We start from the raw sequence: 26883 nt of genomic DNA, 5'->3' as shown, positions 1-26883 counted from the left end.
GGGGGCAGCGGGCCGCATGTCCGCCGCCATGGTCTCGACTGCGGAACCGATCAGGCCTGACGCGCTGGATCTTTCCCGCGCCAGCCTCGCGGATATCGCGAAGGCGGCCGCGGAAAAGCGGCTGCCGCCGGTAGATCAGTGGAACCCGACGCATTGCGGCCACAGCGACATGCGCATCCGCGCCGACGGAAGCTGGCTGCATGGCGGCACCCCCATCGGGCGCCCTGCCCTGGTGAAGCTGTTTTCCACCATCCTGAGGCGGGAAGCCGATGGCCATTTCGTGCTGGTCACCCCTGTCGAGAAGCTGGACATCGACGTGGAGGATGCGCCGTTCCTGGCTGTCGAGGCGACGAGCGACGGCGAAGGGCGCGACCGGCTGATTGCCTTCCGGCTGCTGACGGATGAGATCGTCATTGCCGGGCCGGGCAATCCGCTGCGCGTGGAAACGACGGTGGACGGCACACCGCGCCCCTACCTGCATGTGCGCGGGCCCGCCGGGCGGGCGCTGGACGCGCTGGTGAACCGCCCGGTCTTCTACCAGCTGGCCGATCTGGCGCTGGCCGAGCAGGAGCAGGCGGGCGGCCCGCTGGGGCTGTGGAGCGGAGGCGCCTTCTTTGCCTTCGCTGATTGAACGGGTCCGCGCAGGGTTGCTGGCATCGGGCAGCCCGGTTCTTGCCGGCGACCAGGATTTTGGCGGCTTCGGCACCGCGCCATCGGGCATGCTGGTGCCGGCCGCCGTGCTGGTGCCCATCATCCGTGCGCCGGATCCGCGCCTTCTGCTGACGACGCGCACCTCGCATCTGCGCAATCATGCCGGACAGGTCGCCTTCCCCGGCGGGCGGATCGACACCGGAGACGACGGGCCGGTGGCGGCGGCCCTGCGCGAGGCGCAGGAGGAAATCGGGCTGGAACCATCCGCCGTCGAGGTGATGGGCATGGGCGATGTCTATCAGACCGGCACCGGTTATTCGGTGCAGCCGGTTGTGGGGACGATCGAGCCGGGCCTGTCGCTGTCTCCCAACCCGCATGAAGTGGCGGATCTGTTCGAGGTTCCGCTGGATTTCGTGCTGGACAGGCGCAACCATCTGTTGCGCGAAGCGGAATGGAAGGGGCGCCTGCGCCGATATTATGTGATTGAATATGAAGGACGAATGATCTGGGGCGCGACGGCGGGCATGCTGGTGAACCTGGCGTCGCGGCTGGCATGACGGGGCTGAACCCTTCCTTGTGGGCAGACCGGCCCGGCATGGGCAAGCTGCTGCGCGCGCTTTCGGCAGAGGCGGGCGAGACAAGGCTGGTCGGCGGCGCCGTGCGGGACTGGCTGCTGAAGCTGCCCGTTTCCGATCTGGATTTGGCCACGCGGCTTTCGCCGCAGGCGGTGATCGAGCGGCTGGAAGCAGCGGGCATCCGGGCGGTGCCGACGGGCCTTGCCCATGGCACGGTGACGGCGGTGGCGGGCGGCACGCCCTATGAGGTGACGACGTTGCGCCGGGATGTCGCCACCTTCGGCCGGCACGCCGAAGTGGCATTCACGCCCGACTGGAAGGAAGATGCCGCGCGGCGGGATTTCACCATCAACGCGCTCTATGCCGATCCGCTGACGGGCGAGCTGTTCGACTGGTTCGCCGGGCTGGAGGATCTGGCCGCCCGGCGGGTGCGGTTCATCGGCGAACCGCTGGCGCGCATTGCCGAGGATCATCTGCGGATCCTGCGCTTCTTCCGCTTTTCGGCCCGCTTCGCACCGGACCTGGACGGCCCCGGCCTGGCCGCCTGTGCGGCGAGAGCGAACGACCTGATGGCGCTTTCGCGAGAGCGCATCCGGGACGAACTGCTGAAGCTGCTGGCCCTGCCCGCCCCTTCGGCCACGCTGTCCGCCATGCTGGCGCATGCTATTCTGAAGCCCGTTCTGCCCGAGATCGTGGCGGAGAGGGTGCCCGGTCTGGATCGGCTTATCCGGGCGGAGGCTGACGCGCATGTTCAGGCCGATGGGCTGAGACGACTTGCCTGCATCATTCCAGAAAATACTGAAACGGCAATGGAAATCGGAAACAGATTGAAGCATTCCAATGCCGAGAAATCGCGGCTGATCCAGGCGGCGACCCGTACGCCGGTGCCGGATGACCCACGGGCGCTCGCCTATTCCATCGGCCCCGCCGCAACGCTGGACCGTTTGCTGCTGACGGGGGACGCGCGTGCCGCGCAGTGGGCAGGGCCGCTTTCCGCCTATGCCCGCCCTCGCCTGCCGATTTCCGGCAAGGATCTGATCGCCATGGGCCTTGCGCCGGGGCCGGCTGTTTCCCGCCGGCTGGCCGAGGTGGAGCATCGCTGGATCGAGGCGGGCTTTCCGGCCGACCGGAACCAGGTGATGGCGATCGCCCGGGATGTGCTGGAGGTGCGCTGATGGGCCTGAAGCTCTCCGTTCTTGACCAGTCCCCGATTTCCGACGGCGGCAGCGGGGGGCAGGCGCTGCGCAATTCGCTGGAACTGGCCGCGCTGGCGGACAGGCTGGGCTATCACCGCTTCTGGATGGCGGAACATCATGCGACGCCGGCGCTTGCCTCGGCCTCCCCGGAAATCATGCTGGCAGCGATCGGCCGGGAAACGGCGCGTATCCGCATCGGAACCGGTGGCGTGATGCTGCCGCATTATTCCCCCTTCAAGGTGGCCGAGAGCTTTTCCATGCTGGAAGCGCTGTTTCCCGGACGCGTGGACCTGGGCCTGGGGCGCGCGCCCGGCGCCGACCAGCTGACCGCCTATGCCCTGCAGCAGGACCGGCGGCAGCGCACGCCGATGGAGTTCCCGCAGCAGGTGCAGGAGCTGATGGCCTATTATGACCGCGCATTTCCGCCGGAGCATCCGTTCCGGCACCTGGCGATGAACCTGCCCGGAGGCCCCGCGAAGCCCGCGATCTGGATGCTGGGATCAAGCCCCGACAGCGCGGACCTCGCAGGGGCGCTGGGCCTTCCCTATTGCATCGCCGATTTCATCGCGGGCGAAGTGCCGCATCTGGCGGATCGCTATCGCGCCGCGTTCCGCCCGTCGCCCCGCGCCGAACAGCCTAAACTGGTGGTGGCCTGCTGGGTGGTGGCGGCCGACAGCAGCGAGCGGGCGCAATGGATGGCCGGGCCCTCGCGCATGATGTTCGCCCACCTGCAACAGGGGCAATTGATCGCCGTGCCCGCGCCGGACATCGCTGCCGGCTGGCTGGCGGCCAACCCGGTGCCAATGCCGACCGCGCGCCGGCCGATCATCGGCACGGCTGCGGAATGCCGCGCAGCGCTGGAGGCGAAGGCAGCGCTCTATGGCGCGGATGAATTGATGCTGGTGAACATTCTGCACGACCATCAGGACCGGATGCACAGCTACCGGCTGATGGCGGAAGCCTTCGGGCTCTAGCCGCCGCGCGGGACCTGCCGAACCATCACCACCTCGTCCACTGCGAAGGCGTGGGTGAAATGGCCCGGTCGCGTCGCTGCTTCGGCGATGGCCCCATCCATGCGGATCGCCAGCACCCCTTCGATGAGACTGCCGGATCGCAGAAGGAGGCAGACGCTTTCCGCACGGCCCGATCCGAGGGCTGACCAGGCGGTGGCGAGCAATGACAGCCCGACGCGGCCGGAAGCCTCCTCTCTGGGGAGCTGGGCGGACCCCATGCGAAAGGCCCTGTGCCCGCCAAGATCCATTGCCTGCGCCCTTCCTTCAGCCGAAACCGGGGGCGTCAGCCCTTCCCCGGTTCACGGCCGTGGCGCGCGGGAATTGAACGCAGCCCCGATCAGCCGGCCCCGCCGTTCGCCTTCAGATAGGCGATCAGGTTTGCGCGCTTCTGCGGATCGGCAATTCCGGCGAACGCCATCGTGGTGCCGGGCACCGTCGCACGGGGATTTTTCAGATATTCGAACAGCTTCTCTTCCGTCCAGACGATCCCGCTGCCCTTGTTGGCGTCGGAATAGCGGAAATCGGCTACATGCCCGGCCGTCGCGCCGATCACCTTGTGCAGCGACGGGCCCACGCGATTTTCGCCTTCCTTCAGCGAATGGCAGGCCTGACACTGGATGAACACGGTCTTCCCGGCAGCGGCATCACCGGTCAGCTCGGCGAAAACCTCAGGGGCAGGCGCTGGCGCAGGCGCTGCTGGTGCGGCGTCGGCGGCGGGCGTGGCCTCAGTTGCCGTCGGTTCGGCGGCGGGCGCAGCGGTTTCCGCTGGCTTGGAGCCGCATGCGGCGAGCAGCAGGAGCAGCGCGGCCGACCCCGTAAGGCCCGGAATTCCCTTGTTCATCGACACCCCTTCACTGGCAGGCGTGGCCCCCTGGCCCGCGATTCCGCAACGTGGCAAGTCTATAGCGAGGCCGGGTGGCACTGCAACGCAATTGGCCGTGGCACGACGCCGCTGCACGCACGGCGCCGATAGCGCACACCATCGAAGAATTTCGGGTAACCTGCTGATTTTGCACAAATGTGGCGGAGTCGGAGGGATTCGAACCCTCGGTACCGGTTACCCAGTACGGCAGTTTAGCAAACTGCTGGTTTCAGCCACTCACCCACGACTCCGAGCAGCAGCAGACGGCGGGCTATAGAGAGGGAAGTCCGCCGTTGCAACCGGTTGGCAGGCCAGCCGCTAACGGCCGATGCCGCTGTACTGGAGGCCGTGGCGCGCCATCTCGTCGGCGCGATAGACATTGCGCAGATCCACCACCACCGGAGACTTCAGCAGGCTCTTCACCCGCGCCAGATCGAGGGCGCGGAAGGCATCCCATTCCGTCACCAGCACCATCGCGTCCGCGCCGTCCAAAGCGGCATAGGGGCTGTCGGCATAGTCGACATTCTGCAGCACCAGCTTTGCCTGCTCCACGCCTTCAGGGTCAAAGGCGGAAACCCTTGCGCCCGCGTCCTGCAGGGTCTGGATGATCGCGATCGCCGGGCTGTCGCGCATGTCGTCGGTGTTCGGCTTGAAGGTAAGGCCCAGCACGCCGATCTTCTTGCCGCGCACATCGCCGCCCGCAGCCGCGATCACGCGGCGGCCCATGGCCCGCTTGCGGTTGTCATTCACCTGCGCGACCGTTTCCACGATGCGCACCGGCGCGTCATTGTCCTGCGCGGTCTTGATGAGGGCGAGCGTGTCCTTCGGGAAGCAGCTGCCGCCATAGCCCGGCCCGGCGTTCAGGAACTTGGAGCCGATTCGATTGTCGAGCCCGATGCCGCGTGCGACATCCTGCACGTTTGCGCCGACCTTTTCGCACAGGTCCGCAATCTCGTTGATGAAGGTGATCTTCACCGCCAGGAAGGCATTCGCGGCATATTTGGTGAGTTCCGACGTTCGCCGGCTCGTCACCATGATGGGCGCCTGGTTCAGGTAGAGCGGGCGATACAGCTCCTCGAGAACGGCCTGCGCGCGATCATCCTCCACCCCGACTACGATGCGGTCCGGGCGCTTGAAATCGGCGATGGCCGCGCCTTCGCGCAGGAATTCAGGATTGGAGGCAACCGCGAAATCGGCCTTCGGATTGGCTTCGCGGATGATGCGTTCCACTTCATCCCCCGTGCCGACGGGCACCGTGGACTTGGTCACGATCACCGTGAACCCTTCGATATTCTGCGCGATTTCCTTTGCTGCCGCATAGACATAGCTGAGATCGGCATGACCGTCGCCCCGGCGCGAGGGTGTGCCCACGGCGATGAAGACGGCCTGTGCGCCCTTCATCCCCTCGGCCAGATCGGTCGTGAAGCTGAGCCGCCCGGCTTTCACGTTGGATTCGACGAGATCGTCGAGGCCCGGCTCGTAGATCGGCATCACATTGGCCTTCAGCCGCTCGATCTTGCCGGGATCCTTGTCCACGCAGACGACATCGTGCCCGAAATCCGCGAAACATGCGCCGGACACCAGCCCGACATATCCCGATCCGATCATGGCGACGCGCATCTGCAATCCGTTCCCGCTGTTGAGATCGGCCCCTCGTTAGCCGGTGCAGCATTGCGGGCGCAAGCGGGCCGGCTGGTTAAGGCGCCGGTTGCCCCTGTGGAGCCGCCTGCGGCTGCGGGGGCGCAGGCGCATCCTGCGCGATCCTTGCCGCTGCATCGTCGATCGCTGCCCCTTCGAGCCGCGACAGGGCCGCATCGGCGGCCTGCAGCAGCCGCGCATCCGCCGTCCATTGGCGAATGCCCTGCGTCTGCGGCAGCGGTTGCAGCGCTGCGATCGCCAGGGTCACGTCTCCGGCCGCCATCGCGTCTTCGGCTTTCGCCATCTGCGCCTGATGGTCGACCGGTCGCGAGCCACCCGATTCCCGCACGGTCACAAGGCCGCCCAATCGCTCCTTCAGCCGGTCCCACCAGCCCTTCTCTGCCGGCTTGTGCGCCGCAACCTCTCCGTTCAGCGCATCCAGCCCCAGTTTCAGCGTATGGCGGGACTGCGGCGCGCGGGACCATGCCAGAAGCGCGTCGAGCGCTGCGGGTTCCGACTGGCGGTAACGGGCCTCCAGAGCAGGCTCCAGCGAAGTCAGCGGGCGCCCGGCCTCCAGCATGCGACGGGCCAGCGCCAGCAGGAACAGGTCTTTCAGGCGGCTGTCTTCCAGGGCAAGGGCATTGCTGCTGCGCGCCTGTTCGGCCGCAAGCGCCTCCACAGCGGCCGCCAGCGTGCCGGCCTGCGATTCCATCGCTGCCACGCGGTCGTCCAGCGCATCCACGGCCGGCGCCTGTGCTTGCGATGTCGCGGGCAGCGCCGGCGGGGGAGCAGCCGATTCCAGCCGTTCGATCCGTTCGACAAGCCCGTCCACGCGGGGATCGGGCGCAGGCAGGGATTCGCTGCGCAGTTCGACCGGCATGTGGCTGCGCGCCTCGCGCTCGAACCAGGGGCTGCCGATCATTCCCAGCGCAAACGCCAGCAACACGGCGGATATCACCCAGGGCCAGACCGGGCGACCGGGACGGCGCTTCGATTCGGCTTCGCGTGCGGCAAGGCTTCGGGCCGCCAGGCGGTCCAGTTCATCAAGCGGGCCATCAACCATGGCGCTTGCCTTGCCACAGCGCCATCGCGGCGGCCAGAGCCTGTTCCCGCGTGGGCGACGCCGCGACACCAACGTCCTGCCAGCCATCGCCCGCTGCCTCTGCGACGGCGGAACTCAAGGCGATGATGCGCTGCGCCCCGACCACCAGCCGATGCTGATCAAGCAATTGACGGAAATGCGCGGCGGTGCGCGGCGAGAACAGCAGGGTCGCGAACAAGGCGCCGGACCGCAGGGCCTCCAGCGCGGCCTCCGGCAGGTCGGCCGCAAGCCTGGCGGCATAGACCGGCACGCGGGTGAGACGGATGCCCTCTGGAACATCCAGCCTCGCGGCCTGTTCGCCGGCCATGTGCAGCAAGTTTCGGACGCCCCCTGCGGCCGCCCGGGCCACGATGGCGCTGCCATCCGCTTCGCCAACTGCGGCGAGGCGGAAACCGGCCCTGCCGACCGCAGCGGCCGTGTTCGGCCCGACGGCGTAAGCGGGCAGGCTTCGCAGATCCGGCCTGCGCGATGCCACGATGTGCGGGGCGCGGGCGCTGGTGAACAGCAGGGCATCCGGCGCGGCGTCGGCCGGCAGCGACCAATCCAGCGCGTCGATATGGAGGAGCGGAGCGGACAGCGTCTCGAAGCCGGCTGCGCCGGCGGCACTTGCAGTCGCCTCGGCCTCCTCCCCGGGCCGGGTCAGCAGCAGAAGGGGCCGCGTCAAGCCGGCGCCTGCTCCAGGGATTGCAGGATCGCGGGCGTTGCGCGGTTCATCAGCGTGCGCGCCAGGTGCAATCCGGCGGCATGCGGATCGGTCGTCACATCGGCCTCCCCCCTGATGCTGTCCCGGCCGTCCGGGCTGAGCAGCTCGGCACGCAGATTCCCTGTCGGGCTGGAATCGGCGTGTACGGCGACAGCCGTGTGACAGCTGCCGCCCAACCCTTCCAGCACCGCGCGCTCCGCCCTCAGCGCCTGGAACGCCGCCGCATCGCTGATGGCGGCAAGCAGCGGGACAATCCGGGCGTCGCCGTCCCGGCAGGTGATGCCGACGATCCCCTGCGAGGCCGCCGGCAGCCACTCATCCAGCGACAATGCGACGCCAGCCGAAATCCCCAGCCTGTCCAGCCCGGCGGCGGCCAGGAAGGTGGCGGCCACCCGTCCGTCTGCGATGGCGCGCAGCCGGGTCTCCACATTGCCCCGCAGGCTTTCCACCCGCAGGTCGGGCCGCCGGTTGAGCAGTTGCGCGGCACGGCGCGGGCTGGAGGTGCCGACGATGGCGCCCGCCGGTATGTCGGCGATCGAATCGGCACCGATCAAGCGGTCGCGCGCGTCGGCGCGGGGCAGCACGGCCGCCAGCATCACGCCAGCCGCGAGCCGGGTTTCGACATCCTTCATGGAATGAACGGCGAAATCGATCTCACCCTCGATCAGGGCGCGATCCAGTTCCTTCGTCCAGAGGGCCTTTCCGCCAATCTCGGCCAGCGGCCTGTCCTGCACCCTGTCTCCGGTGGTCTGGACTGGCAAGATTTGGACATCGCCTTCCCTAAGGCCATGCGTCAGGGAAAGGGCGGAAGCCGCCATCCGGGCCTGCGCCATCGCCAGCGGAGAGGCGCGCGTGCCAAGGCGGATCGGTGCGACTGTCATCACAGGCGCCCTTCTGCCTGCTTCATCGACGGGCGCCAAGCTCTGTTGAGCGCCTTTGTCAACAATCAGGCTTGAAATATGAAACAGCTTCATGCAAGGCGCGAAAACTTCGTGGCGGCGCAACATGCGTTCGCGCCGTCCACGGGTTTGCGGCCGCAAGGTCCCAGTTTTGGGTTTGCCCCCATGGCCTGCAACAACTTGGGACATGTGCCCGATCAGGAGGTCAGAATGAACAAGGCTCTCACCATCGCTGCCGTTGCCAGCCTCGCCGTCCTCGCCGCTTGCGGCGAAAAGAAGGCCGCCGACGCGACCGCCGAAGCCGCTGCCGACACGGCCGCTGCTGCCGACGCCACCGCTGAAGCTGCTGCCACCACGGCTGACGCCGCTGCCGCCACGGTTGACGCTGCTGCCGACACGGCCGCTGCTGCCACCACCGACGCTGCTGCCGGCGCGACCGCCGCTGCCGCCGACGCGACCGCCGCTGCTGCTGGCGAAGTCGAAGCGGCTGCTGCTGCTGTCGAGCAAAAGGCTGCCGAAGTCGCCAAGTAAGCGACTTTCAAGCTGAAAAGCGGAAGGGCCGCGATCTTCGGATCGCGGCCCTTCTTTTTTGCCGTAGTGCCTGTTGCCGTGGTGCCTTGCGGCGTTACCGGCCCGTCTCAGATCTCGACCTGGCTCCCCAACTCGACGACGCGGTTGGTCGGCAGCTTGAAGAACTCCATCGCGGATTCCGCGTTGCGCAGCATCCAGGCGAACAGCTTTTCGCGCCAGATCGCCATCCCCGGCCGCTCGGAGGGCAGAAGCGTCTGGCGGGCGAGGAAGAAGCTGGTGTCCATCATCTTGATCTGCGGGCCGCAGTTTTCCACGATCTTCAGCGTGGCGGGCACGTCGGGCTGCTGCATGAAGCCGTAGCGCAGGATCATCCGGTAGAAATTCTCGCCGAGATCGACGACTTCCACCCTGTCCTCCAGGTCGACGAAGGGAATCTCGTCGATCACCACCGTCAGGATCAGGATGCGGTCGTGCAGCACCTTGTTGTGCTTCAGATTGTGAAGCAGCGCATGCGGCACGCCCTGCGGCGTGGACGTCATGAAGACGGCGGTTCCATGCACCCGCGTCGCCGTCCGCGCAGCCGACTTGATGAACACCTCCATCGGCATCGCCGATTCGGTGAGGCGCTGGTTCATCAGGTAGCGGCCGCGCGCCCATGTCGTGAGCAGGGTGAAGGCGAACAGGCCGATCGCCAGCGGGAACCAGCCGCCATCGGGAATCTTCGTCAGGTTCGCGCTGAAATAGGCCCCGTCGATGATCAGGAATGTGCCGATCACCAGCCCTGCCAGCCAGCGGTTCCATTTCCATACATAGAGGATCAGGATCCCCATCATGCAGGTGGAGATGAACATCGTGCCGGTGACGGAAATGCCATAGGCGGCCGCCAGGTTGGAGGAGGTTTCGAAGCCGAGGACCAGGATGATCACCAGCACCAGCAGCGTCCAGTTGATGAAGGGGATATAGATCTGACCTTCCGTCGACGCCGAGGTGTGCAGGATCCTGAGGCGCGGCAGATAGCCGAGCTGGACGGCCTGCCGGGTGATGGAGAAGGCGCCCGAAATCACCGCCTGCGAGGCAATGACCGTCGCCATGGTGGCAAGGATCACGAGCGGAAGCCGCAGATGTTCCGGCGCCAGAAGGAAGAAGGGATTGCGGATGGCGGACGGATCCCCGATCAGCAGCGCGCCCTGCCCGAGATAGCACAGCATCAGCGACGGCAGAACGATCGTCATCCAGCTGAGCTTGATGGGATTGCGGCCGAAATGCCCCATGTCGGCGTAGAGCGCTTCGGCCCCCGTGACGGCCAGCACCACCGATGACAGCGCGAGAAACGCCAGCAGCCCATCTGTCCGGAAGAAGTTGACCGCGTGGTGCGGCGAAAGCGCCTGCAGGATCACCGGGTTGGCGAGGATGTTGATCACGCCCAGCGTCGCCAGCGTGAGGAAATAGACGAGCGTGATCGGCCCGAACAACGCCCCCACCTTGGATGTGCCATAGGCCTGGATCAGGAACAGCGCGACGATGATCCCGATCGAGATCGGCAACACCAGCGGCTGAAGCTTCGCCTCAACCACAGTCAGCCCCTCGACGGCGGACAGCACCGAGATTGCGGGCGTGATGATGCTTTCCCCGAAGAACAGGGCGGTTGCCAAAATGCCCAGCACGACCACCCAGGGCGCCCAGCGCCGCCCATGGCCGTGCCGCATCAGCAGCGCCTGGAGTGCGATCGTCCCGCCCTCCCCACGATTGTCGGCACGCAGGATGATGCCCACATATTTCACCGTGACGATCAGCATCATCGTCCAGAAGATCAGGCTGATGACGCCTTGGATGTGATAGGGATCAACCGGCAGCGGATGGTGCCCGGCAAAGGTTTCCCTGAGAGCGTAGAGCGGCGAGGTGCCGATGTCGCCAAAGACGACCCCCAGCGCGCCGAGCATCAGCTTCGGCAGCCCATCCTTCGCATGGGCTGAGCCGGCATGATCCGATCCTGTTGATGTCATCCGCGCCAACCTTGCGCGATCGTCCCGAACCGTTGGAAGCGGCAACCGAATCTCATATTTTCACCGTGCAACGGCGGCCTCTCGCGAGGTCTGATAGCCGGGGCGCTAGCACCGTTTCGCAGCAGCAGCAACGGGGGGGTCAGAGGAAGGCGTAGGGCCCGCCCTTTTCCAATGCGCGCTGATAGGCCGGCCGCATCTGGAAGCGGCGAACCCAGGCATCGATCGCCGGATACTGGCCGCGGACGCCGAACACACCAGCAACCTCACCGACGAAGCTCATCTGGATGTCCGCGCCCGTGATATCCCCGCCCACCAGCCAGTCCCGGCCGGTGAGCTCGGATTCCACCCAGCCCAGGTGACGCGCGATCTCGCTGTCGATCCGGGGCTTCAGCGGTGCGCCCCCTTCCCCCAGGCGGCCGACATAGAGCTGGAGCATCAGCGGCAACATGGCCGAACCTTCGGCATAGTGGAGCCACATGATGTAGCGATCATGATCCGGGCTGTCGGCGGCGGGGGTCAGACGTCCGCCGCCGGCCTTGCGGATCACCGTTTCGATGATCGCGCCGGATTCGATCAGCAACCGCCCGTCGAAGTCCAGCATGGGCGACTTGCCCAGCGGATGCACTGCCTCCAGCTCGGGCGGGGCGAGGTTCGTGACGGCATCCCGTTGATAGTTCAGGATTTCGTAGGGCAATCCAAGCTCTTCCAGCAGCCAGAGAATCCGCTGGGAACGGCTGTTGTTCAGATGATGGACACGGATCATCGCGCGCTCTCCCCCTGGGCGGCCATGCCGGGCTGCGGCATCATCCCCTGCCCCACCCCCATTTGCTTCATGGTTTCGGCCACCACAATCTGACGATCGAGCAAGGGTCGCCAGGGCGCATCGGGGGCGCTGCGGGCCTGAAGCGCGCGCCAGGTTTCCAGCGCGCGATCCACTTCGGCGGATTGCAGCCAGGCAAGACCCAGGAAATAGCTGGGCGCCGGATGCTCAGGCGAAAGCCGCGCGGCGCGATCGAAGGCGAGCCTTGCTGCGGGAACCACCTCGCCGTCAGCATGGGCGACGAGGGCCACCCCCATCTGCACCCACAGATCCGCATTGCCCGGAATCGCTTCCAGCGCGCTTTGCAAAGCTGCCACGGCACTTTCTGTCCGCTTCGCCCGAATCAGCGCGTCAGACAGGGTCAGCCAGGCGCGGACATCGCCAAAATTGTCGAGCAGCGCCTTCGAGGCCTGTTCGGCCTGCGGCGTGAGGTCAGGGTTCGGCTGGAATCTTGGCGCGGGGGCGGATTGAAGGCCCGGTCGCCCGACCATCGCATAGCCCCCGAGGCCGGCGGCCAGCGCAATCGCGACGGCCAGGACGGGTTGCCATTTCATTTCCGGAATCTCCGCGCCACGAGTGCGATGCCGATCGCCAGGAACAGCAAGGGTGCAGCCCACAGAAGCGCGGTATCCTGCCGGGCGGGGGGAACGAAGCTGACCCAATCCCCGTAACGCTCCACGAAGAAGGCGCGCACGGCTTCAGGCTCTTCACCGGCTGCGATCCGCTCCCGCACTTCGGCGCGCATGGCCTGCGCCTGGGCGGCGTTCGAATCGGCGATGGTCTGATTCTGGCAGGTCAGGCAGCGAAGCTCAGCCATCAGGGCCTTCGCCTTCGCTTCCTGCGCCGGGTTCTGAAGCGGCACATCAGGCGGTGGCGGCGGTTCCGCATGGAGGGGCGACGCGGCGAGGATCAGAAGGGCAATGGCAAACGGCTTCATCGCGCCTTCTCCAGCTCTGCCAGCAGCGGGGCGACATGTTCCGGGCGGATTTCGCCCAGATGCTGGTAACGAACAACGCCCCTGCCATCGATGACATAGGTTTCCGGCACGCCCGACGCCCCGAAGGCCAGCATCATGCGCCCACCCGGATCCTGTCCGATGCGGCTGAAAGGATTGCCGTGGCGGGCAAGGAAGGCCTCCACATCCTGCGGCCGGTCCCGAAGCGCGATTCCGTGAATGACCGCGCCGCGGGTCTGAAGCGTCTGAAGCTGCGGCGCCTCCACCGCGCAAGGCAGGCACCAGCTGGCGAATATGTTCACCAGCACCGGCCCGCCCCCCTGCAGGTCAGCCAGCGACAGGCCCGGTGCCCCGGCCACGCCATCCAGCGCGAAACCGGCAAGCGGCTTGCCGACCATCTGGCTGCGGATCAACTGCTGCTGCGGCGCGCCCAGATGATTTGCCATCAGCGCGACAAGCCCGGCGAACAGCAGGAGCGGCAGTAGCCACACAAGGCGGAACCGACCCGGCATCTCAGGCGGCCTGCGGCTGGGCTGCGCGCGGGCGGCGGCGCGGGAAACGCGCCCGCACCCGGCCACCCAGCGCCAGCAATCCACCGAACGCCATCAGCAGCCCGCCCCACCAGATCAGGCGGACCAGCGGCTTCACCCAGAGATGAATCTGCCAGCGCCCGGTGCCGTCCGGCTTGCCCAAAACCGAATAGACTTCCCCGCCCCACCAGCCGGCACGGCCCGCTTCCGTCGTTTCCTGAGGCGGGGCAATGAACATGCGCGACTGCGGCTTCAGCACCGCCACCGGCCGACCGCCACGACGGACATCCAGAGTCGCTTCGATCGCCGTCCAGTTGGGGCCGGCCACCGGGCGGACATCGACAAGCTCGGCGACCCAGGGGCCCATCTCGACCGCGTCGCCCACCCGTAGCGATACCAGCGCCTCCCGCTGGAGGGCGCCGGAGGCTGTCGCCCCCAGGATCGACACGGCGACCCCCAGATGCGCAAACGCCATGCCGGCAATGTTCAGGGTGAGGCCGCGCTGCACCAGCATCGACAGGCTGGCGACCCCCAGCCAGGCCGCGACCCCGAAGCCCATGAGAGCGCCGACGCCCCTGACACCCAGAGGCCAGATCGCAACGACGGCCACAGCCGCAGCCGCGATCCCCGCCGGCAGCAGGCGCGCGGAGAGATGGCCTGTCGCGCTGCGCCGCCAGCCAAGGAAGGGGGCAATCGCCATCAGGATCGCTGCCAGCAGCAGCATCGGCAGCGTCGTGCGGTTGAAATAGGGCGGGCCGACGGAAATCTGTGCGCCGCCCGCCGCTTCCAGCGCCATCGGATAGAGCGTGCCGAGCAACACGACGCCGAGAATGGCCGACATCAGCAGATTGTTGGCGACAAGGGCCGATTCCCGGCTGACCAGCGCGAACTGACGCCCTTCGGCCACGCGCCCGGCGGCCAGCGCATAGATGGTGAGCGCGCCGCCGATATAGAGCGCCATCAGCACCATCAGGAACAGACCGCGCGTGGGATCGACGGCAAAGGCGTGGACAGAGGTGAGCAGGCCCGATCGGACGATGAAGGTGCCCATCATCGAAAGCGAGAAGGCCGCGACCGCGAGCAGCAGCGTCCAGGCCCTTAGCGCGTCGCGCTTCATCACCACGGCGATGGAATGCAGCAGCGCGGTCCCCGCCAGCCACGGCATCAGGGCAGCATTTTCAACCGGATCCCAGAACCACCAGCCGCCCCAGCCCAGTTCATAATAGGCCCAGAAGCTGCCGAGTGCGATTCCGAGCGTCAGGAAAGCCCAGGCGCCCGCCACCCAGGGGCGTGTCGCCCGCGCCCATGCCGGGCCGACCTTGTCTTCCAGCATGCCAGCCACCGCGAAGGCGAAGGCGACGGAAAAGCCGACATAGCCGAGGTAGAGAAGCGGCGGATGGAAGGCGAGGCCCGGATCCTGGAGCAGCGGGTTCAGGCCCAGGCCTTCCGTCGGGGCGGGCGAGACCCGTTCGAACGGATTGGAGGCGATGAGCAGGAAGGCGAAGAAGCCGAGCGCCACGAAGGCCTGCACCGTCAGCACCCGGGCGCGGAATCGTGCGCCCAGCGTCGCCGGGGCGAGCGCCACGGCGGCGCCCGCCAGCGCCATGACCATCACCCACAGCAGCAGCGAGCCTTCGTGGTTCGCCCACACGCCGGTCAGCCGGTACATGTCGGGCTTCAGGCTGTGGCTGTTGCTGGTGACGAGCTTCACCGAGAAATCGGACACCCAGAAGGCCCAGGTGAGCGCACCGAAGGCGAGGAGCGTCAGCAGCGCCTGCGCGACCGCCGACGGCCGGGCGAGGGCGATCAGGCCTTCATCCCGGCGCCACAGGCCGATCGAAGGGGCGAACGCCTGCAACAGCGCCGCCGCGGCTGCGAGCCACAGCGCCAGATGGCCGAGTTCGGGGATCATGCGCCCCCGGCCCGCCCGGGCGTGCCCTGCCCCACCGGATGCCCATGTTCCTCCAGCTTCTTCGCCACTTCGGGGGGCATGTAATTCTCGTCATGCTTGGCGAGCAGCTCCTGCGCCACGAAGCGGCCCTGCGCATCGAGGCTGCCTGTCGCGATCACGCCCTGATTTTCGCGGAACAGATCCGGCACGATGCCGCGGTAGCTGGCCGGCGTTTCCGCCTTCATGTCGGTCACGGTGAAATGCAGCACCAGCCCGTCTGCCGACCGGCTGACGGAGCCCCCCTTGACGAGGCCGCCCAGACGGAATGTCTCCCCCGGTTGCGGGCGTTCGCCCGACAGATCGGACGGCGTGCGGAAATAGGACGCCGTATCCTGAAGCGCGAAGGCGGCGATGACACCCGCGATCGCCAGAACGGCCAGCGCCGCCAGCGCCAGCACCAGCCTTTGCCGCTTGGGTTTGGCGGCTGCCATCAATCCTCTCCGCCCAATGCGCGTTCCGCCCTTCGCAGACGGAGGAGCGACCAGATGATGAGCCCGCCGAGGCCGGCGAGCGTGACCGCATAGGCGGCAATGATGAAGGGAAGATGCGGCATGTTCTCGGTCCTCAGCCCGCCCGCGCGGCGCGGCGCAGGGCGCGCATGTCCAGCCGCTGTTCCGCGATCAGCGTGCGCATGCGGATCAGCACCAGCGCCGCGAACAGCAGCAGAAATCCCAGCGCAGACAGCATCAGCGGGGCCAGCATCTCGGGATGGATGGAGCTGCCCGACACGCGGATGGACGCCGGCTGGTGCAGGGTATTCCACCATTCCACGCTGAACTTGATGATGGGCAGATTGATGGTGCCGACGATCGCCAGGAACCCCGCCATCTTCAGTCCGCGCGCCCTGTCCTCGTGCAGGTGGATGAGGGCGATGACCCCCAGATAGAGTAGGAACAGCACCAGCATGGAGGTGAGCCGGCCATCCCACACCCACCAGGTGCCCCAGCTGGGCTTGCCCCAGATGGAGCCCGTGATCAGGCAGATGGCCGCGAACATGGCCCCGACAGGCGCAATGGCGCGCACACTGAGCGCAGCCAGCGGATGCTTCCAGACGAGCGCCGACAGGGCCGCAATCGCCATGCCCAGATAGCCGCCCAGCGCGAACCAGGCCGCCGGCACATGCACATACATGATCCGCACCATGTCGCCCTGAAGATAGTCGGGCGGCGCCAGGAACAGCCCGCGCCACAGGCCAATGCCCAGCAGCCCCAGGCCCGGCAGCAGAAGCCAGGGGGTCAGGACCGTTGCGAACCGCTGGAAGCGAAGCGGATTGGCCAGAGCGTGAAGATCGGGGGCAGCCATGGATGTGCATTCGGCCCTAGCATGGGAATTCGCAAGCCGTCAGCCCCACAGCTTGCCGCAGGGATGATCGGCCGATCAACCGCGTGAGGCGCGCAGCGCCGCGCCGGCTGCGAACGGCGCCACCGCCGCCAGCAGCAGCGCTGTCGCCACCGCCAGCCCCAACGCGCCCGGTTCCGCCGGGCTGCTGCCGAACAGCAGCAGCGGAATGGCGAGCGGGATCACCAGCAGCGCCACCAGCCCTGCCCCACCCCTGGCGCCCAGCGTGACCGATCCTGCCACGATCGCCAGCGCGGAAAGGCCCAGCGCACCTGCCAGAAGGCCGGGCAACAGGTGCCGCAGCGCACCGAACGGATAACCCAGCATCAGCGAGGCGACGGGGGCCGCCAGCAGCAGCGGCAGGCCGAAGCCCAGCCACAGGGCGATCAGCCGGGCAGCCGCCAGCGTTTCGGCGGCCACGCCGCGCACCAGCAGCTGATCCAGCGTGCCATCCGCCGAATCGAGCGCGAACAGCGTGGAAACGGGAATCAGGCTGGCGAGCAGCGCGCCGACCCACAGGATGCCCGGCGCCAGCCGTGCCAGCAGGCCGGGTTCCGGCCCGATGGCGAAGGGCAGCAGCAGCGCCACCAGCAGGAAAAAGGCGAGCGGCATCAGCCACTCCCCCGGCCGGGCGGCCATCAGGGACAGATCCCGCCGGATCAGCTTTCCGAACAGGCTCATTTCCGGAACAGCGAATCCGCTGCCGAGCGGAAGGCCGTGGCCGAATCGCGCTTCGCCTTTGTCCGCGCCACTTCGCCTTCCAGCAGGGCGATGCGTTCGGCCAGTTCATCCACCGAAAGCCGCTCCAGATCTTCGCGCATCAGCAGAGCAAGCGGGCTTTCAGGCCGCCGGGTGAGGAAATCTTCAACGTCCATGGGCGCCTCCTGCGCGGCACTCTTGCACTTTCGCGCGCGCCCCAGCAACGATTGCGGCATGACAGTTCCGAACCTGATGCGCGCGATCGATCCGGCCCGGCCGGGTGGCCCCGATGTCCTTGAAATCGTGGAACGGCCTGTGCCCTCCCCCGGCCCCGGCGAGGTGCTGATCCGGGTGCATGCCGCCGGCGTGAACCGGCCCGACGTTCTGCAACGCATGGGGCTCTATCCGATGCCGCCGGGCGCCTCCACGATCCTGGGCCTTGAAGCCGCAGGCGAAGTGGTTGCCTTGGGCGACGGCGTGGACAGCCTGGCTGTCGGCGATCCGGTGACGGCGCTTGTTTCGGGCGGCGCCTATGCCGATTATGTGGCGGCACCTGCCGTTCAATGCCTGCCCGTGCCCCCCGGCATGCGCTTCGCAGAGGCCGCGACCCTGCCGGAAACCTGGTTCACGGTATGGGCGAACCTGCATGATCTCGCCCACTGCCAATCCTGCGAATCGCTGCTGGTGCATGGCGGCACGTCCGGCATCGGGGTGACGGCGATCGATTTCGCACGGCTGCGCGGCCTGGACATCATCGTGACCTGCGGCACCGATGCGAAATGCGAGGCGGCGCTGGCAAAGGGCGCCACCCACGCCATCAATTATCGCGACGGCGATTTCGCCCCCATCGTTCGCGAGCTGACCGGCGGACGCGGCGTTGACGTGGTGCTGGACATGGTGGGCGGCGAATATTTCCCGCGGAACCTCGCCTCGCTGAAAGACGGCGGGCGGCATGTTTCCATCGCCTTCCAGAAGGGCGGACGGCTGGAGCTGGACATCAGCTTCGTGATGCGCCGCCGACTGCATGTGACGGGGTCGCTGCTGCGCCCGCGCAGCGTTTCCGAAAAGGGGGAACTCGCGCAGGCGCTGAAAACCGAGGTCTGGCCGCATTTCGCGGATGGCACGCTGAAAGCGCACCTGTTCAGGGAGTTTCCGCTGGAACAGGCGGAGGCCGCGCACAGGCTGATGGAACAGGGCGGCCACATCGGCAAGATTGCCCTTACCCTCACCTCTGCGGGAGGTTGACGAAAAGCCCTCACGAAGCGCCATTTCAAGCCATGCGTCACGCCTCGACCATCAAGCAGGAACTCGCGACCCTTGGCGCGGAAACCGAAGTCGGTTTTCGTGCAGGGCCGGCCGCGACCGCCCGCATCCGCGAACTCGCCACCGAGCTTGAGGGGATGAACCCCACCCCGGAACCGGCCCGCGCCGCCAGCCTGCTGCGCGGCCGCTGGCGGCTGCTCTATTCCAACTTCGAGCTGCAGCGGCGCACCACGCTTGCCCAGCTGTCGCTGGGAACGCTGCCGGCCGATCCGGTGGAGGTGGTGGAACTGTACAACGAGATCGATCCCCGGACCGGCCTCTACGACAATGTGATCCACATCCTGTTCGATGACGGCACGCCCGGGATCATCGTGAACGCCGGCCGCTACGAGGCGGAGGACGACCAGACGATCGACATCCGCTACACCGATGCCCTGCTGTTCGGGCCGGGATCCCCGGTGCGGATTCCGGCGACGGGGGGCCGTGTCGATTCGCTGAAGACCGAAGTGACCTATCTGGACGACGGCTTCCGGCTGGTTCGGGGCGCCTATGGCAGCCTCTATATCCTGGAACGGCTGGATCCAGCCCCCATGATGTGGAGCCGCGACAGCTGAGATCCCGGCCCGCCGGGCAATCCCCCCTGACATTGTTCAGGTCGCCCTGCCGCCATGGTGTCGCCTATGCCCTGTGTGTGCCCGCAAGCCGGGCCTGATGGGGAGATCATGATGAGCGAGAAGCCCGACGGCGTTGGCCGCGAAGTCCTCTACGAAGTCGTCGAAGGCCATATCGGCCTTGTGCGGCTGAACCGCCCTGACAAGCGGAACGCGGTGAACGGCGACCTTGCGGCCGCGATGGACTGGATCGTGAAGGAGACGGAGGCGAACCCGGACATCCGCGTGGTGATCCTGGCCTCCACCTCCGACGGCGCCTTTTCCGCCGGCGCGGACCTGTCCGAAATCTCCAAGGGGCGGGGCCACACCCTCTCCACGCCGGACGGCGGCTTTGGCGGGCTGGCCCGTGCGAAGCGGGAAAAGCCGTGGATCGCGGCCGTTGCTGCGCCGGCACTGGCCGGCGGCTGCGAACTGGCGCTGAGCTGCGACATGATCGTGGCATCCGACAACAGCCGGTTCGGCCTGCCCGAAGTGAAGCGCGGCCTGTTCGCGGGCGCCGGCGGCGTGTTCCGTCTGACCCGGCGGCTGCCGGCCGCGATCGCCTATGAACTGGTGGCGACGGGCGATCCGATCGACGCGCCCCGCGCCTATGCGCTGGGCCTGGTGAACCGGCTGACCACGGCCGACAAGGTGCTGGACGAGGCCGTCGCGCTGGCAAAGGCGATCAGCGTGAACGCGCCGCTGTCGGTGCGCGAATCGCTGAAGGTCTCCCGCATGAGCTTCGATGCGGCCGAAGAGGAGCTGTGGAAGATCTCCAACAAGACTTCGGCGCTGGTTTTCAGCTCGGAAGATGCGAAGGAAGGCCCCGTCGCCTTCCTCGAGAAGCGCGCGCCCGTCTGGAAGGGTCGCTGAGACGACACTTGGGAGGGCCGGGTTTCCCGGCCCTCCCCCCGTCCGCGCAATCCGCCGGGCCTCAACCCTGTGGATCGACCGCCGGTTCCAGCAGGCGGTGCAGATGCACCACCACATATTTCATCTGCGCGTCGTCCACCGTGCGCTGGGCTTCCCCGCGCCAGGCGGCTTCCGCCGTGGCGTAGTCGGGGAAGATGCCCACGATGTGCAGGGCCGACGGATCCTCGAAATCATGGCCGCGCGGGTCTTTCACCCGGCCGCCGAACACAAGATGCAGTTTGCTCATGCGGCGGCCTCTAGTGCGCGGAATTCCTCGGTCAAGCGGCTGAGCATGGATTGCAGCCATGCATCGAACTCCGGCCCTTCCCAGGCGCGGTGGTCGCCCTGCGCATAGGCAAGCGCATTGCGGTGATAGAAGAGCGCGTTCATCCGGTTCGCGACCCAGCTGTTGGCCATGCGGATCACCTTGGCCGGGCTGCCCACCACGATCGAATTGGGCGGCACGATGGTGCCATCCTTCACATAGGCGTGCTGGCCCACGATCGAATTGTCCCCGATGTGGGAGCCGCCGTAGATCGTGGCATTGATGCCCACCAGCACATTGTTGCCGATGCTGGAGCCATGGATGGTGGCGTGGTGGGTGATGGAACAATGGCTTCCGATCACCACCGGCCGGCCGGGATCCGTATGGATCATCACGAAATCCTGGATGTTCGTGAAGGCCCCGATATCCACATGCGCGGCTTCCGACCGGATCACCGCATTGCACCAGATGGAGCTGCCCTCCCCCATCCGCACCTTCCCATAGAGAAGGGCGCTGGGATGGACGAAGGCCGCCGCCGACAGATCAAGTTCGCTGTTCCCGCTCATGGCGGGCAGGTTATTTGGCCTTCTTCATGAAGTCCACAAGCGCATCGAAGCCGTTCTTCTCGATATAGGCCTTGAAGTCGGCTTCCTGCGTGAGCGCGACGTTCACGCCGTTCACGGTGATGTTCGAAACCAGCGGCTTCGCGCCGGGCTTCACCTGCCAGATCGCGTCGATCGGCTTGCCGCCCTTGGGATCGGTGATGCGCGTGAACACGTCCACTTCGCCGCGGTTGCCGCGCGGAACGGTGCGCACCACCGTCACCTTCGCGGTCGCGAAGTCATACAGCCGGTCCGAATAGGTGTTGACGATGAAATCCGGCAGCGCAGCGCGATAGGCGTTCACCTGCGCGTCGGTCAGCTTGATCGGGCTGCCCGGCGCCCGATAGGCCCGAATCAGCCGCAGGCCGGTGCCGTCCACATCGAAATTCGCGCGCAGCAGGGTGCGAAACTTCGTCCGCGCCTGATCCCGCGTCAGGCTCTTGTCGCGCAGCACGCCGAAGGCCTGGTTCGCAAGGCCATCGATGAAGTCGGCCGCCGCCTTCTGCTGCGCCGGGGTGGCGGGGCCGCTGGCGGCCGTCTGCGCCGCGGCGGGCATGGCGAAGGCGGCCGGAACGGCCAGGGCAATCGCAAGTGCAAGGGTGATGGGCTTCAATTCCATGCTCCGGTCTGGGGGCTGGCACTGAAAAGGGGCCGGCCGTTCGGCCAACCCCTTTCCATGAAACGACTTTCTGGCTGCTGAACGCCGGATCAGGCGCGGCGGCGGCCGGAAGCCGGCAGCAGCGCGCCGATCAGGGCGCCGGCGGCAAGCGCCACCAGCACCACCGTCGCCGGATTTTCCTGCGGCTGCTTCTTCGCCCAGTCTCCCGCTTCGCCGGCCGCGATCCGGGCCTTTTCGGCAGCATCGCGGGCAGCCTCGGCGGCTTCATGTGCCTTCTGGCGGGCGACGACGGCAGCTTCGGCGGCGCGCTCCTTCGCATCGGCCGTCAGGTCTGCCGCGCGCGAGCGGGCGGCATAATAGCTGCCTTCGGCCTTCTCCGTCAGGTGGACGGCCTCTTCCTTCACCTTACCCCAGGCCGTGGCCGCCTTTGCGGACAGCGCGTCATCCGTGTCGGTCATCAGGGGATCCTCCATGTCATAAGCCGCATAAAGCGGCGTTGGCTTCTTCCGGGTGGCAAACCAGGCGAGGCCGGCAGCTGCCAGCCCGACGAGCCCTCCGCCCGCGACAAGGGTTCGATTGTCGCGCACCCAGTCCATGCTGTCGTGCACGAGATCCTCGGCAATGTTCAGAACGTCATCCGTCACTCGATCCACCTCCGCCCAGGCCCTGTCCCTGGCTTCCTGCACCAGGTTGCCGGGCCGCATGCGGACCGACAGCTCATCCAGATTTCCCGCCAGCCGCATGCGCCTGGCATTGGCTTCGGCCCTCAGGGCCTCCATCCGCACATCGTCCGCCTCAGGCCGCTTCACGAACGCCCCCGCTCTCCGCCGGCCTGCCCGGCACCTCGGGCAGGGGCGCCCGATCCGCCAGCAGATCCAGGTCCCGGCCCATCCGTTTCAGCACGCGTTCGGGCAGGATCGGCTGGCCGGATACGCCGTCCAGCCCCTTCGAGACCAGCAACCAGCCGGCCCCAAGGCAAAGGACGGCGACAACCAGCAGAGCCAGCAGCAGGCCGATGAATTCCGACAACGCCACCACGGCCGCAATCGTCAGGAACACCAGCGCCATCAGCGCCAGCATGCCGCCGATCACGATCTTGGCCGATTCGCGGCCGATCAGCTTCAGGTTCCGTTCCGTCTCGGCCCTGGCAAGCGCCGCTTCCGCCCGGACGAGGCCGCCGGCATCCGCGACAACCTCGGTCCAGGTTTCGACGATCGAGCGCCGCCGTGGTTCGGCTGCGCCCGGTTCGCCGCTGTCGAACTCAGGCCTCGCGGCCACCCGAACCCTTCAGGAAACGAGCAAGGGCAAAGCCGATAACGGCCGCCGCGCCGACAGCGATGGCGGGGTTGTTGCGGACGGCGCTGCGGGCGTCCTCGGCAATTTCGTCCACTTCCTTCTCGCGAAGCTTGGTGGAGAATTTGTCGATCGAGTCCGCAGCCTTGCGGGCAAATTCGGCCGCCTTGGCATTGCCGCTGTCAGACGGGGAATCGCCCAGCTTGCCGGCAATCTGCCGCGCGGCGTCGGCCAGACCCGCCAGCCCTTCGGCTGCGTAGTCCTTGCCGGTCGAGGCTGCAGTTTTGGCGCCTGCACCCGCCTTCTCGAAGATCTCGGCTGCTTCGCCCTTCACTTCGACGATCACGTCCGAAGCCTTATCGGCCGCCTTTTTCGACGCCGTCCGGGCCTTGCCCGCCACGTCGTCGGCCAGGTCGGTGATGGTCTTGCCGTTGGTTGCCATGGTCAGCTCCTCATCCAGCGCCCCGGCTATGGGGGCAAAACCTCTCTCACCTGACTAGTTAGGGTGGCTGCCGGCCGGTTCCAACCCCCTTCAGGGGAATGGCTGCCAGCCGGCAGCGGGGATCAGAGAACCTCGAACAGGCCGGCAGCCCCCATGCCGCCGCCCACGCACATCGTCACCACGACATGCTTCACGCCCCGGCGCTTTCCTTCGATCAGCGCATGGCCGACGAGCCGTGCCCCGGACATGCCGAACGGATGGCCGATGGAAATGGCCCCGCCATCCACATTCAGCCGATCCATCGGGATGCCCAGCTTGTCGGCGCAATAGAGAACCTGCACCGCAAACGCCTCGTTCAGCTCCCACAGGCCGATATCGTCCACCTTCAGGCCATGCTGCTTCAGCAGCTTGGGAATGGCATAGACGGGGCCGATCCCCATTTCGTCGGGCTCAAGGCCGGCCACCGCCATGCCGACATAGCGACCAAGCGGCGTCAGGCCCCGTCGTGCGGCTTCACCCGCCTCCATCAGAACCGAGGCGGAGGCCCCGTCCGACAGCTGGCTGGCGTTTCCGGCGGTGATGTTCTTGCCCGGGCCGCGCACCGGCTGGAGGCCCTTCAGCCCTTCGAGCGTGGTTTCCGGGCGGTTGCCCTCGTCCTTCGACAGCGTGATCACATGTTCGGAGACTTCCTTCGTCTCCTTGTTCACCATCTTCATGGTGGCCTTCACGGGTACGATCTCGTCGTCGAAGCGGCCGGCCTGCTGCGCCGCCGCCGTGCGCTGTTGCGACTGGAGCGAATATTCATCCTGCCGGTCGCGGCTGATGCCATAGCGGGCCGCCACAGTCTCGGCCGTATCGATCATCGGCATGTAAACGGTCTGGTGGATGGCGATCAGCTCCGGGTCGGCCTCCACGCGGAACTTGTCGTTCTGGACGGTGGAGATCGAATCGACGCCCGCGCCGACGGCGATCTGCATGCCGTCCACGATGATCTGCTTCGCTGCCGTCGCGATCGCCATCAGGCCCGACGAGCATTGCCGGTCGATCGTCTGGCCCGACACGGTGACGGGCAGCCCCGCGCGCAGCAGGGCGAGGCGACCGATGTTGGGCGCGCCGGAGCCCTGCGTCAGGACGCAGCCCATCACGACATCGTCGATTTCGGGCCCGTCCAGCTTTGCCCGCGCGACGGCCGCCTTCACGGCGTGGCTCGCGAGCGTCGGCGTCAGGGTTGCGTTGAACGCCCCGCGATGCGCCTTTCCGATCGGCGTGCGGGCGGTGGAAACGATGACGGCTTCACGCATCTTGATTCTCCCCAGATCCATTCCGTTGACGCAGCCGGCAAGCCGCGCCGCAATCACATATCAGGCATCACACATAGGCGAGGGTGACCCACTCAGCCGCAAGCGCCGGCTTGTCTTCACCTTCGATCTCCACCTTCACCTCGACCGTCGTCTGCACGACGCCGGGCGAACGCTCGCTCACATCCTTCATGGCGAAATGGCCGCGAACCCGCTTGCCGCTTTTCACCGGCGCCAGGAAGCGCACCGAATTCAGGCCATAGTTGACGCCCATCTTCGTGCCCTCGATCCCCGGCAGCACGCCATAGGCCATCGCCGACAGCAGCGAGAGGGTGAGATAGCCGTGCGCAATGGTGGTGCCGAACGGCGTCTGTTTCGCCAGTTCAGGGTTCACATGGATGAACTGGTGATCCCCGGTCGTCTCGGCGAACTGGTCGATCCGCGCCTGATCCACCAGGATCCAGTCCGACGTCCCCAGTTCCTTGCCCTTCAGCGCCAGATAATCTGCAAGCGGAAGTCCTCGCCCCATGTCTCTCTCCCCGGAAATGGCGTTTCGAATGTGCTGCGTCCTTGCCGACTGCCCCTGCCGGGCGCAACCCCGCAAAGAGGAGGCCCGGCGCCGGCGCCCTGCCCGTTCAGCCCTTTCAGCGCGCCCGCCCCCGCGGAACCGCCGACCCGCCGCCGGGCGGGTGGGGATCCACGATGTGACCATCGGGCCCGGCCAGGAAGCTCAGCTGCGACGGGAAGGCGAACTGGATGCCCAGTTCCCCGAACCGGCGGATCGCGGCGATCATGACGGCCTGGCGGGCATCGAACATGGATTGAAGATCCGCCTTCTGCACCGTGAACACCAGTTCGTAATCCAGCGCCGAGGGCGCGAACTGAAACAGGTGGGCGCGATCGAAGCGGCAGTCCGTCACGCCGTTCACGATCCGCTCCAGCTCTGCCGGGATCCGGTCCAGAAGCTTCGGATCCGTCTGATAGATCACCTCGATCAGCATCGCGACGCGGCGGTGCGAATAATCCGCGAAATTGTTGATCTGCTGGTTCAGCAGGTTGGCGTTCGACATCACGACGACTTCGCCTGACAGCGCCCGCAGGCGGGTGGTCTTCAGCCCGATGTGCTCCACCGTGCCGACAACCCCCTGCGGCCCGCCGATCTGGATTGTTTCCCCGCGCCGGAACGGCTGGTCCAGCAGGATCGACAGCGCGGCGAACAGGTCTGAAAATATGCCCTGCGCGGCAAGGCCGATCGCGATACCCCCGATCCCGAGGCCGGCGACCAGGGCCGTGACGTTCACGCCGAGGTTGTCCAGCAGGATGATCAGCGCGAACGCCCAGACCACGACATTGATCAGGACGGTGAGCACGCCAACCGCCGACGACATGGTGGCGTCGCCGCTCTGCGCGGCGGCCTTGCGTTCGACCAGTGCGATCAGGAATTCGCGCACCCAGAAGGCGCCCTGCACCGCAGAGGCCACCGTGAAGAGGAATGCGATCAGCCCTTCCCAGGCCGCCGGGGCCTGGAAGAAGCTGGTGACGATCCGCGCGGACACCATCACAAGGAAGAAGCTGCGGGTTTTCGATAGCACCCTGAGCGCCACCCAGCCCCATGTCCCGAACACCGAGCTGCGCGCCAGGCGCCGTCGCGCCCAGCTCCGCAACGTCCAGAACAGGCCGTAAAGTAGGGCGCCGATCGCCAAGCCGGCCAACAGGCCCAGGCTGTCTGTCCGCAGCCAGTGGAACAGCTCGCGCGTCAGCTGCTCGGTCTGTTCCGGCAGGCTCAGCAGATCCTCGGTGGCTTTTTCGGACAGCGGCGCGCCCTTGCCTGCCGTGCCGGACGCCGCGATTTTCGGAACTGGAATGGACATGGCGCCATCTAGCCGCACCCCACTAGCCGAGGCAAACTGCCATCCCTATGGCTGGCACCATGCTGCTGCCCGATGAATTCCGCCTGGAGTCCGGCGAAGCCCCGATCGCGCTGGTGACGGGCGGCGCAAAGCGCGTCGGCCGTGCCCTTGCCGATGCACTGGCCGCGCGCGGCTTCCGCATCGCCCTTCATTACAACCGGTC

General features: G+C 66.9%; 34 protein-coding genes and 1 tRNA gene. 8 read left to right on the top strand and 27 right to left on the bottom strand.

Features of this window, described 5'->3' with window-relative positions:
• The first annotated feature begins 28 nt into the window (after positions 1-28).
• Genes ACE3O8_RS01310 through ACE3O8_RS01295 form a run of 4 tightly spaced genes read left to right on the top strand, consistent with a single transcriptional unit; the run spans position 29 to position 3396 of the window.
• On the top strand, positions 29-631 hold the full coding sequence (locus tag ACE3O8_RS01310) for a DUF1285 domain-containing protein (protein WP_374385960.1): 603 nt from the start codon (positions 29-31) through the stop codon (positions 629-631).
• Positions 615-1208, top strand: coding sequence for a CoA pyrophosphatase (locus ACE3O8_RS01305; RefSeq protein ID WP_374385958.1), 594 nt, complete (start codon positions 615-617; stop codon positions 1206-1208). The genes ACE3O8_RS01310 and ACE3O8_RS01305 overlap by 17 nt, the downstream gene beginning before the upstream one ends.
• Complete coding sequence (locus ACE3O8_RS01300; protein ID WP_374385956.1) at positions 1205-2401, top strand: CCA tRNA nucleotidyltransferase; 1197 nt, start codon at positions 1205-1207, stop codon at positions 2399-2401. The genes ACE3O8_RS01305 and ACE3O8_RS01300 overlap by 4 nt, the downstream gene beginning before the upstream one ends.
• Positions 2401-3396 (top strand): LLM class flavin-dependent oxidoreductase, encoded by a 996-nt coding sequence (locus ACE3O8_RS01295; protein WP_374385954.1) that lies wholly within the window; start codon positions 2401-2403, stop codon positions 3394-3396. Before ACE3O8_RS01300 ends, ACE3O8_RS01295 begins: the two co-directional genes overlap by 1 nt.
• Here ACE3O8_RS01295 and ACE3O8_RS01290 read toward each other — a convergent pair.
• The 7 genes from ACE3O8_RS01290 to hemC all read right to left on the bottom strand — a co-directional run bounded on the left by ACE3O8_RS01290 (position 3393) and on the right by hemC (position 8621).
• The gene (locus ACE3O8_RS01290) at positions 3393-3653 is read right to left on the bottom strand and encodes a hypothetical protein (protein WP_374385952.1); all 261 of its coding nucleotides are present in this window, start codon (positions 3651-3653) and stop codon (positions 3393-3395) included. The genes ACE3O8_RS01295 and ACE3O8_RS01290 overlap by 4 nt on opposite strands.
• Positions 3654-3772: 119 nt before the next feature.
• Positions 3773-4276, bottom strand: a complete 504-nt coding sequence (locus ACE3O8_RS01285; protein WP_374385950.1) for a cytochrome c family protein — start codon at positions 4274-4276, stop codon at positions 3773-3775.
• 180 nt (positions 4277-4456) lie between these two features.
• Positions 4457-4548 (bottom strand) — tRNA-Ser (locus ACE3O8_RS01280).
• Positions 4549-4615: 67 nt separating this feature from the next.
• On the bottom strand, positions 4616-5917 hold the full coding sequence (locus ACE3O8_RS01275) for a UDP-glucose/GDP-mannose dehydrogenase family protein (protein WP_374385948.1): 1302 nt from the start codon (positions 5915-5917) through the stop codon (positions 4616-4618).
• Positions 5918-5993: 76 nt separating this feature from the next.
• Entirely contained in the window at positions 5994-6998 is a 1005-nt protein-coding gene (locus tag ACE3O8_RS01270; protein ID WP_374385945.1) for a hypothetical protein, read from the bottom strand.
• A complete protein-coding gene (locus ACE3O8_RS01265; protein ID WP_374385943.1) occupies positions 6991-7701 on the bottom strand; it encodes a uroporphyrinogen-III synthase in 711 nt (236 codons plus the stop codon). The genes ACE3O8_RS01270 and ACE3O8_RS01265 overlap by 8 nt, the downstream gene beginning before the upstream one ends.
• Positions 7698-8621, bottom strand: a complete 924-nt coding sequence (gene hemC / locus ACE3O8_RS01260) for a hydroxymethylbilane synthase (RefSeq protein WP_374385941.1) — start codon at positions 8619-8621, stop codon at positions 7698-7700. Before hemC ends, ACE3O8_RS01265 begins: the two co-directional genes overlap by 4 nt.
• Positions 8622-8849: 228 nt before the next feature.
• On the opposite strand from hemC, the gene ACE3O8_RS01255 reads away from it, so the two are divergent.
• On the top strand, positions 8850-9170 hold the full coding sequence (locus ACE3O8_RS01255) for a hypothetical protein (RefSeq protein ID WP_374385938.1): 321 nt from the start codon (positions 8850-8852) through the stop codon (positions 9168-9170).
• Positions 9171-9277: 107 nt separating this feature from the next.
• On the opposite strand, the gene ACE3O8_RS01250 is transcribed toward ACE3O8_RS01255, so the two are convergent.
• The 11 genes from ACE3O8_RS01250 to ACE3O8_RS01200 all read right to left on the bottom strand — a co-directional run bounded on the left by ACE3O8_RS01250 (position 9278) and on the right by ACE3O8_RS01200 (position 17642).
• Positions 9278-11173 carry a potassium transporter Kup gene (locus ACE3O8_RS01250; RefSeq protein ID WP_374385936.1) on the bottom strand — a complete coding sequence of 632 codons (1896 nt, stop codon included), beginning with the start codon at positions 11171-11173 and terminating at the stop codon, positions 9278-9280.
• Between the two features lie 139 nt (positions 11174-11312).
• Complete coding sequence (locus ACE3O8_RS01245; RefSeq protein ID WP_374385934.1) at positions 11313-11936, bottom strand: glutathione S-transferase family protein; 624 nt, start codon at positions 11934-11936, stop codon at positions 11313-11315.
• Positions 11933-12547 carry a tetratricopeptide repeat protein gene (locus ACE3O8_RS01240; protein ID WP_374385932.1) on the bottom strand — a complete coding sequence of 205 codons (615 nt, stop codon included), beginning with the start codon at positions 12545-12547 and terminating at the stop codon, positions 11933-11935. The genes ACE3O8_RS01245 and ACE3O8_RS01240 overlap by 4 nt, the downstream gene beginning before the upstream one ends.
• Complete coding sequence (locus ACE3O8_RS01235; protein ID WP_374385930.1) at positions 12544-12930, bottom strand: cytochrome c-type biogenesis protein CcmH; 387 nt, start codon at positions 12928-12930, stop codon at positions 12544-12546. Before ACE3O8_RS01235 ends, ACE3O8_RS01240 begins: the two co-directional genes overlap by 4 nt.
• Entirely contained in the window at positions 12927-13460 is a 534-nt protein-coding gene (locus ACE3O8_RS01230) for a redoxin domain-containing protein (protein WP_374385928.1), read from the bottom strand. Before ACE3O8_RS01230 ends, ACE3O8_RS01235 begins: the two co-directional genes overlap by 4 nt.
• A 1-nt stretch (position 13461) precedes the next feature.
• Complete coding sequence (locus ACE3O8_RS01225) at positions 13462-15390, bottom strand: heme lyase CcmF/NrfE family subunit (RefSeq protein WP_374385926.1); 1929 nt, start codon at positions 15388-15390, stop codon at positions 13462-13464.
• Complete coding sequence (ccmE, locus tag ACE3O8_RS01220; protein WP_374385924.1) at positions 15387-15860, bottom strand: cytochrome c maturation protein CcmE; 474 nt, start codon at positions 15858-15860, stop codon at positions 15387-15389. Before ccmE ends, ACE3O8_RS01225 begins: the two co-directional genes overlap by 4 nt.
• Positions 15860-15982 (bottom strand): heme exporter protein CcmD, encoded by a 123-nt coding sequence (ccmD, locus tag ACE3O8_RS01215; RefSeq protein ID WP_374385922.1) that lies wholly within the window; start codon positions 15980-15982, stop codon positions 15860-15862. The genes ccmE and ccmD overlap by 1 nt, the downstream gene beginning before the upstream one ends.
• A gap of 11 nt (positions 15983-15993) precedes the next feature.
• Positions 15994-16731 (bottom strand): heme ABC transporter permease, encoded by a 738-nt coding sequence (locus ACE3O8_RS01210; RefSeq protein ID WP_374385920.1) that lies wholly within the window; start codon positions 16729-16731, stop codon positions 15994-15996.
• 75 nt (positions 16732-16806) lie between these two features.
• On the bottom strand, positions 16807-17448 hold the full coding sequence (locus ACE3O8_RS01205) for a heme exporter protein CcmB (protein WP_374385918.1): 642 nt from the start codon (positions 17446-17448) through the stop codon (positions 16807-16809).
• Positions 17445-17642: a DUF1192 domain-containing protein gene (locus tag ACE3O8_RS01200; RefSeq protein ID WP_374385916.1), complete on the bottom strand. Its 198-nt coding sequence runs from the start codon at positions 17640-17642 to the stop codon at positions 17445-17447. The genes ACE3O8_RS01205 and ACE3O8_RS01200 overlap by 4 nt, the downstream gene beginning before the upstream one ends.
• A 58-nt stretch (positions 17643-17700) precedes the next feature.
• Here ACE3O8_RS01200 and ACE3O8_RS01195 point away from each other — a divergent pair, with 58 nt between their 5' ends.
• From ACE3O8_RS01195 to ACE3O8_RS01185, 3 genes are all read left to right on the top strand, one after another.
• The gene (locus tag ACE3O8_RS01195) at positions 17701-18711 is read left to right on the top strand and encodes an NAD(P)H-quinone oxidoreductase (protein ID WP_374385914.1); all 1011 of its coding nucleotides are present in this window, start codon (positions 17701-17703) and stop codon (positions 18709-18711) included.
• 32 nt (positions 18712-18743) lie between these two features.
• Entirely contained in the window at positions 18744-19343 is a 600-nt protein-coding gene (locus tag ACE3O8_RS01190) for a PAP/fibrillin family protein (protein WP_374385912.1), read from the top strand.
• Between the two features lie 111 nt (positions 19344-19454).
• Positions 19455-20252 carry an enoyl-CoA hydratase-related protein gene (locus ACE3O8_RS01185; RefSeq protein WP_374385910.1) on the top strand — a complete coding sequence of 266 codons (798 nt, stop codon included), beginning with the start codon at positions 19455-19457 and terminating at the stop codon, positions 20250-20252.
• 61 nt (positions 20253-20313) lie between these two features.
• Here ACE3O8_RS01185 and ACE3O8_RS01180 read toward each other — a convergent pair whose 3' ends face one another.
• The 9 genes from ACE3O8_RS01180 to ACE3O8_RS01140 all read right to left on the bottom strand — a co-directional run bounded on the left by ACE3O8_RS01180 (position 20314) and on the right by ACE3O8_RS01140 (position 26681).
• Complete coding sequence (locus tag ACE3O8_RS01180) at positions 20314-20538, bottom strand: DUF4170 domain-containing protein (RefSeq protein ID WP_374385908.1); 225 nt, start codon at positions 20536-20538, stop codon at positions 20314-20316.
• The gene (locus ACE3O8_RS01175; RefSeq protein ID WP_374385906.1) at positions 20535-21122 is read right to left on the bottom strand and encodes a gamma carbonic anhydrase family protein; all 588 of its coding nucleotides are present in this window, start codon (positions 21120-21122) and stop codon (positions 20535-20537) included. Before ACE3O8_RS01175 ends, ACE3O8_RS01180 begins: the two co-directional genes overlap by 4 nt.
• A 10-nt stretch (positions 21123-21132) precedes the next feature.
• On the bottom strand, positions 21133-21777 hold the full coding sequence (locus ACE3O8_RS01170; protein ID WP_374385904.1) for a phospholipid-binding protein MlaC: 645 nt from the start codon (positions 21775-21777) through the stop codon (positions 21133-21135).
• Between the two features lie 89 nt (positions 21778-21866).
• Complete coding sequence (locus ACE3O8_RS01165) at positions 21867-22586, bottom strand: DUF3618 domain-containing protein (protein WP_374385902.1); 720 nt, start codon at positions 22584-22586, stop codon at positions 21867-21869.
• A complete protein-coding gene (locus ACE3O8_RS01160; protein WP_374385900.1) occupies positions 22573-23055 on the bottom strand; it encodes a phage holin family protein in 483 nt (160 codons plus the stop codon). Before ACE3O8_RS01160 ends, ACE3O8_RS01165 begins: the two co-directional genes overlap by 14 nt.
• Positions 23039-23512, bottom strand: coding sequence for a hypothetical protein (locus tag ACE3O8_RS01155; RefSeq protein ID WP_374385898.1), 474 nt, complete (start codon positions 23510-23512; stop codon positions 23039-23041). The genes ACE3O8_RS01160 and ACE3O8_RS01155 overlap by 17 nt, the downstream gene beginning before the upstream one ends.
• A 122-nt stretch (positions 23513-23634) precedes the next feature.
• Complete coding sequence (locus tag ACE3O8_RS01150; protein WP_374386039.1) at positions 23635-24813, bottom strand: acetyl-CoA C-acyltransferase; 1179 nt, start codon at positions 24811-24813, stop codon at positions 23635-23637.
• Between the two features lie 67 nt (positions 24814-24880).
• Positions 24881-25339, bottom strand: coding sequence for a MaoC family dehydratase (locus tag ACE3O8_RS01145; RefSeq protein ID WP_374385896.1), 459 nt, complete (start codon positions 25337-25339; stop codon positions 24881-24883).
• Positions 25340-25454: 115 nt separating this feature from the next.
• Entirely contained in the window at positions 25455-26681 is a 1227-nt protein-coding gene (locus tag ACE3O8_RS01140; protein WP_374385894.1) for a mechanosensitive ion channel family protein, read from the bottom strand.
• Between the last annotated feature and the right edge of the window lie 202 nt (positions 26682-26883).

Source organism: Sandaracinobacter sp. (assembly GCF_041909755.1).
Taxonomy (GTDB): Bacteria; Pseudomonadota; Alphaproteobacteria; order Sphingomonadales; family Sphingomonadaceae; genus Sandaracinobacteroides.
This window is presented reverse-complemented; position numbering and strand designations above follow the sequence as displayed.